The 6,000-nt window shown below is 46.0% G+C and carries 6 protein-coding genes; 4 read left to right on the forward strand and 2 right to left on the reverse strand.

The window, feature by feature from the left end:
- The first annotated feature begins 527 nt into the window (after positions 1-527).
- The 3 genes from FC15_RS05785 to FC15_RS05795 all read left to right on the forward strand — a co-directional run bounded on the left by FC15_RS05785 (position 528) and on the right by FC15_RS05795 (position 2,585).
- Entirely contained in the window at positions 528-944 is a 417-nt protein-coding gene (locus tag FC15_RS05785) for a helix-turn-helix domain-containing protein (protein ID WP_057824821.1), read from the forward strand.
- A 70-nt stretch (positions 945-1,014) separates the two neighbouring features.
- The gene (locus FC15_RS05790) at positions 1,015-1,905 is read left to right on the forward strand and encodes a methyltransferase domain-containing protein (protein ID WP_057824822.1); all 891 of its coding nucleotides are present in this window, start codon (positions 1,015-1,017) and stop codon (positions 1,903-1,905) included.
- 20 nt (positions 1,906-1,925) lie between these two features.
- A complete protein-coding gene (locus tag FC15_RS05795) occupies positions 1,926-2,585 on the forward strand; it encodes a L,D-transpeptidase (protein ID WP_057824823.1) in 660 nt (219 codons plus the stop codon).
- A gap of 143 nt (positions 2,586-2,728) precedes the next feature.
- On the opposite strand, the gene FC15_RS05800 is transcribed toward FC15_RS05795, so the two are convergent.
- A complete protein-coding gene (locus FC15_RS05800) occupies positions 2,729-4,321 on the reverse strand; it encodes a DUF438 domain-containing protein (RefSeq protein ID WP_057824824.1) in 1,593 nt (530 codons plus the stop codon).
- Positions 4,308-4,547: a DUF1858 domain-containing protein gene (locus tag FC15_RS05805; RefSeq protein WP_057824825.1), complete on the reverse strand. Its 240-nt coding sequence runs from the start codon at positions 4,545-4,547 to the stop codon at positions 4,308-4,310. Before FC15_RS05805 ends, FC15_RS05800 begins: the two co-directional genes overlap by 14 nt.
- Before the next feature lie 193 nt (positions 4,548-4,740).
- On the opposite strand from FC15_RS05805, the gene FC15_RS05810 reads away from it, so the two are divergent.
- Positions 4,741-5,718 (forward strand): GMP reductase, encoded by a 978-nt coding sequence (locus tag FC15_RS05810; protein WP_057824827.1) that lies wholly within the window; start codon positions 4,741-4,743, stop codon positions 5,716-5,718.
- Positions 5,719-6,000: the final 282 nt, after the last annotated feature.

Here is a 6,000-nt window from a genome sequence, read left to right on the forward strand (position 1 = left end):
ACTATTCTGTTCACGGTACCGAACAACTCACTTCACCACTTTTAGCCTTGGTCATCAACTTCAGTCATACCAATCAATTAAACGTTTATCTTGCAGATATTGTGAACCAACTCCATCAGCAAACTCGCATTGACTTTACATTGTTCGTTGGGGGCGCATATACGGACACGCAGAAACTGAATTATTCCTTTATTGAAGCAGTTACCACCTCCGAATCAGCCCACTTGAACGCCACAAACATTGTTTATTATCAGACGCCGATTAAGAACGAGCGACACATGGAAAAGCAACGCCATTTTTACCCAGACCAAGAATTACAATTGAAAAATAGCCTTGAATCTGGCGATAGTGAAGTCGCAACGACCGTACTGCAAAAACTTTATACAGCAATTTTTGAAAGTAGTGCGTCAAATACCGTCGTTAACTTCAAAATCTATAATTTGATGTTACTGATCGTCAAAACTGGCACTCAAATCGGTGATCCCAGCTTCGCCGACTTATTAAATTCGCTTTAGACACTTGCCAGCGTGACTAATCAGGGCGTCTATGAATTTCTGCAGAACCTCATCTTAGAGCTCACAGACTACGTCCAACAACGTGTGCATGAAAAGCAGTCCAGACTGAATCATGATCTATTTCAATACATTAATCAACATTTCACCAGTCATGACCTTTCATTACAACTTTTATCGAGTAAATTTTCTCTCTCAGTTTCGTATATCAGTCGCTTCATCAAAGAACGGAGCGGGAAAAATTTCACCAAATACATTCAGGACTTGCGTTTCACAAAAATCAAAAATGAGTTAGCGAATACGAGTTTGCCCATCAAAACAATCGTCGAACAGAATGGCTACTATGATCTCTCGAATTTTTCTCGCAAATTTAAGCTGGTAACAGGCATCACACCTAGTCAATATCGTGCTCGCTCCCATGATGCTCAGTAATTACCTCTGATTTGATTTCATGTCAGATTGTTTCATGCTAAAATGGAGTCATTAGCAGAAGGGATTCGTTATGGCAATCAAAAAAATTACTCAAGCGCAAAATTTTCTGAGTGCGCATGCGCAACTCTTCAGTTGCCCACTCTGTCATCAGGAAATGATGGCAACAGATTCGGGACTCCGTTGTCCGGAGGGGCATCAATTCGATCTGTCGAAAAAAGGCACGCTGTATTTTTTGCAGCATCAGATCAAAACAGAATACGCCACAGAAATGTTGGCGGCGCGTGGTCGAATGATTCAGCGTGGGATTTTCAACCCAGTACTCGACTTAATTGGTCAGTGGTTACCAACCGATAGTGCGTTGACAATCGATGTGGGTTGCGGTGAAGGTGGGATGTTGGCCTATCTCGCCGATCATGGCGCCACGGGACCGAAAATAGGCTTCGATATTGCTAAAGATGGGATTTATTTAGCTTCGCAACAAGCCACTGAAGATACTTTTTGGTGCATCGCAGATTTAACGAATCTTCCTTTCGCCGATCATTCTGCAGATACAATTCTAAACATTTTTTCTCCGTCACACTATGGTGAGTTTCGCCGTGTCTTGACACCTGAGGGCACATTTATCAAGGTCATTCCCGCGGCACATTACCTGCAGGAGTTGCGGCAGGGACTGTTCGCTGGTGAAACCAAAGCCAATTATTCCAACGAACCGGTCATGAATCACCTCGCCGAGGTCGCGACGATTATCCATCAAGAAGCCGTCAATTATCGCTTCTCATTGGCAGACGAATCGGCCTTTGCGGATCTACTCCAAATGTCACCGCTGGAGTGGCAAGCAAATCCAGAACAAGTTCAAGCATTGAAAACTGCCCCTTTTTCACGGATTACGATTGATCTACAGGTCGTTGAGTGCCGCCCCAAGTCATCGTTACCCCCTGCATCTCAAACATCTCTTAACTAGAGCACTCGTCGGAGGTTCCCATGAGAAAACAAGATCGACTCCTCATCACCGGTATCACGCTAAGCTTGCTGGTTGTGATTGGACTATTCAGTTGGGCATTGATCCACGATCATCAACAGCCTACCGCAAAAGTAGCCGTCGTGCACCAGGTGAATAAAAAACAAGATAAGACCGCTCAGCATCATTCACAGAAGATTCAGACTGCGAAAAAAGCTGCTGCCAAAGTGACTCGCGCCCAACAGAAATTGCTCTGGAAAAAGCCAACTGGTGGCAAGTACCCAACGCTCAACACCAGCCATACTTTAAAATTAACGGTTTCACTCGATAAACAGCGTGTTTATTTAGATGATTTAACCAGTCAAGAGCGCCTCTACACGATGATTTGTTCTAGCGGACTTAATCAGACCACCCCACAAGGAACCTACGCGATTCAAGAACGTGGTGACCACTTCTATAACAGCGCCTTGAACGAAGGCGCCAATTATTGGGTCTCGTGGCTGCATCATGGTGTTTATCTCTTCCATTCGATTCCCACTGATGTCAAGGGCAACTATGAAGCCGCTGAAGGTGAAAAGTTGGGACAGCCTGCTTCGCATGGTTGCATCCGCCTTTCTATCCCTGATGCCAAGTGGCTCTACGATAAGATTCCACAAGGAACCACCGTCGTCGTCGGCGCATGAACAAAAAAATAAACGACTAGCTAAAAGCTTAATTTCTGTTCAACACAGGATTTAAGCTTTTTTAGTTAGTCGTCAATCGTTGATGATAGTCAAATTAGGATTTATTTTAACTCGAGATTGATTATTCGTCCGCCAATCCCGTTCTAGTCTTCCGAATCCAACCGACGTTCACCCTCGAGCTGTTGAATTCTAGTAATATCCTGGCTGACTTCCAAGCAACCGGCATACTCACCATCTTCGTCGTGCACCGCGAAATAACGGATATAAGCCTTGATGCCACGGAAATCAATCCAAAACTCGGCCTGATCACGGCTACCTGCGTGAAAATCATCGAGAATCTTTTTGACCTTATCGTAACTTTTCGGTGGATGGCAATTAATAACCGCGCGGCCCACGACTGCCTTAGTTCGCGGAAAGATACGATGGCCATCGTCGGAGAACCAAGCCACATTATCGTTTGCATCAACGAAAGTCAGGTCGAGTGGCAAAATCTTGAAAATCCCAGTGAGCTCGGCCAAATTCAACGTGCCGTTATTAAAGTGAATTTCTGCGAGTCCATTGGCATCTAGCGCGAGTTTAGTCCGCTCATAGGCGGTTTTTGGTTGTTCAGAAAACACCTTAGTCCACTCAGGACGACCCGTAGACGCAGAATCCGAAGACATCCCAGCTTTAAATTCAGCTATTTTTTCAGCGCGAATCTTGTCATCAATCACCGGCGTTTCCACAGGCATCGAGGCCCCAGGCTGCGAAGGCTTTTCGACTTGAACTGGTTTTGAGATCGTCGAAATTTTCTCCGAACCTGTTGATTTGGTCACACCTTTTTTCACGCCGGCTCGTTTGTTGAGACGAGCCAAATCTTCCTGCTCTGCCAACGCCTTAGCAGCCTCATTCAACTCAGCTGCAATGGCTGGTACCTTTTTAGGCGTATTGGCATCTTTTTCGAGATCCGCCGTACTTGGTCGCCATGGTAAAGGCTGGGCGATCAAGGTGTAGCCAATATCGTCACTTTCCGAAGCAATCAAGCCCCAATCCGCAGCTGTAAAGACTTCATCGACCATTGGCAACATGATCTGTTCTTCTTTAAAGATCATTTCCATCACTTCTGTATTGACCTGCTCAATAGCAGCCTCAATCTCATATTTATCGGGGAGTGGCACCCGATTGACCAAGTCGTTGGCCGTCGCAATCAAGCCACGAATCTTATCATCGACGCCCCACATCACTTTCGGTGGCGCAGTGATCCCATATTTGTCCATCAATGGAAAAATCGTGTTCTCCTTACGCGCATAATGTTTATCGATCGTGATCAAATCTTTGAGTGCCCGGCGAATTCGCGTCAAATATTGCGCGTCGGTGCCAGACTGCTGCCATTTTTTTAAACAGGGTAAAAGTTCGTCTTTGAGTAAAGATGTGATGATCAAATTTTCCAGCTTCATCACCTGAACTGGGTGACCAGGTTGTTCTTGAACTGGATTGACCACATGATTGTCGGAGATTTTTCCTTTGAATACCGCCGCATGAACATTGCATAGATGCTGAATCTCCATTGGATTCAAGCCAGTGGCGATCAATGCTCGCTCTGCCGAAGTAATCTCGGAAACATCGACACTGGCGAAAGTCTGGTCAAAAATCGCCTTTGCTTCATCGAACGAGCCGCCTTGATGCAAAAGCTGCAAGATTTCAACGATTTTTTTCTGCCGATAAACGGCGCTGTGCTCTAATTCATTCTGACTCATGATCATCCACCTCAAATCCAGCTTGCTCAAGCTGTGCGATTAATTCTGACAAGGGAATTTGTTTCATCGCCGCGCCTTTACGCAGCGTCATGAAACGACCGGCCGTCTTCAACAACGCAGGGCTCGTGACGCCATCTAAGCCTAAACCGACCATCACCGGAACCACCGCAGGAACTTCCTGGACGAGATTGTAAACGGGCAGATCGAGATCTATCACTTGCACCATCATTCACCCTCACTTGTATTGATGATTCATTCTAACATGCGCAACACAAAAAAGCACCGGACAGTCAATAATGGTTATTTACGAATTATATTAGTTTAAGTAAGTTGTAATGTTCGCATATTAGTTGATATATTTTCTTATTTTTGTTACGATATCTTTGTTCGGTGATTAAATCCAAATAATAGGTGAAACCATGAAAATTTTTGATTATGATGATATTCAACTGATTCCGCGGCGCTGTGTGATTGAAAGTCGCCACGAAGCAGACACATCCGTTCGACTAGGTCAATATGAATTCAAAATCCCAGTCGTTCCCGCCAATATGCAAACTGTAATCAACGAAGAAATTGCGATTTGGCTAGCAAGTCATGGCTATTTCTACGTCATGCACCGATTTGAACCTGGTAAACGTGAAGCTTTCATTACTGAAATGCACGCGCGTAACCTCTATGCGTCTATTTCAGTCGGCGTTAAAGACGAGGAATACGCATTTATCGATCAACTAGTTGCACACCAGAGTCATCCTGAATTCGTCACAATCGATATTGCGCACGGCCATTCCGAGCGTGTGATCCGCATGATCCGTTATCTCAAGCGAGTCCTCCCTCATGCGTTCGTCATCGCGGGCAACGTCGGCACACCAGATGGGGTTCGCGACCTGGAACAAGCCGGTGCGGATGCGACGAAGGTTGGCATCGGGCCAGGACGCGCATGTATCACAAAAATCAAAACCGGTTTTGGTACCGGTGGTTGGCAACTTTCTGCTTTAGAATGGTGCCATTCCGTTGCGCGCAAGCCAATCATCGCCGATGGCGGCATTCGCACACACGGCGATATTGCCAAGTCGATTCGCTTCGGCGCTACCATGGTCATGATTGGCTCGATGCTAGCCGGATTCGAGCAGTCTCCTGGTGAGGAAGTTATCTCAGCCGGAAAGACTTACAAAGAATATTTTGGTTCAGCCTCCGAGCTACAAAAGCAGAGTCATCATCACGTTGAAGGCAAGCGTGTGCTAATTCCAATCAAAGGTGATCTCTATGATGAGTTAACGGACATTCAAGAGGATTTACAGTCTGCAATTTCCTATGCTGGAGGGCGCGAATTAGGGGCCTTGCGTGAGGTTGATTATGTTGTAGTGCCGAATACGATTTATAATGGTGATCATGATTAGGGTTTGAGTCGTATTCAGCCCCGTCAGTCCGCTACACTTCTGTTGTTATCAGACCCGTCAGTCCACTGCGTATCTGTCAGGTCTTCAAACCCGTCAGTCCACTGCGTATCTGTCAGGTCTTCAAACCCGTCAGTCCACTGCGTATCTGTCAGGTCTTCAAACCCGTCAGTCCACTGCGTGGAAAGTTGTTGCCTTCGCTTGTGGGGCCGGCTGCAGGTTTATTCGACTCGTGCTTCGCACTCGGCGAATAAATCTTCCGCCTTAAACATTAGCCTTCGTTTC

It is taken from the genome of Lapidilactobacillus concavus DSM 17758, from assembly GCF_001435835.1.
Lineage (GTDB): Bacteria > Bacillota > Bacilli > Lactobacillales > Lactobacillaceae > Lapidilactobacillus > Lapidilactobacillus concavus.

Coding starts and splice junctions, on each gene's coding strand:
- FC15_RS05790 (WP_057824822.1), top strand. CDS start 1,015: ATGGCAATCAAAAAAATTACTCAAGCGCAAAATTTTCTGAGTGCGCAT.
- FC15_RS05795 (WP_057824823.1), top strand. CDS start 1,926: ATGAGAAAACAAGATCGACTCCTCATCACCGGTATCACGCTAAGCTTG.
- FC15_RS05800 (WP_057824824.1), bottom strand. CDS start 4,321: ATGAGTCAGAATGAATTAGAGCACAGCGCCGTTTATCGGCAGAAAAAA.
- FC15_RS05805 (WP_057824825.1), bottom strand. CDS start 4,547: ATGGTGCAAGTGATAGATCTCGATCTGCCCGTTTACAATCTCGTCCAG.
- FC15_RS05810 (WP_057824827.1), top strand. CDS start 4,741: ATGAAAATTTTTGATTATGATGATATTCAACTGATTCCGCGGCGCTGT.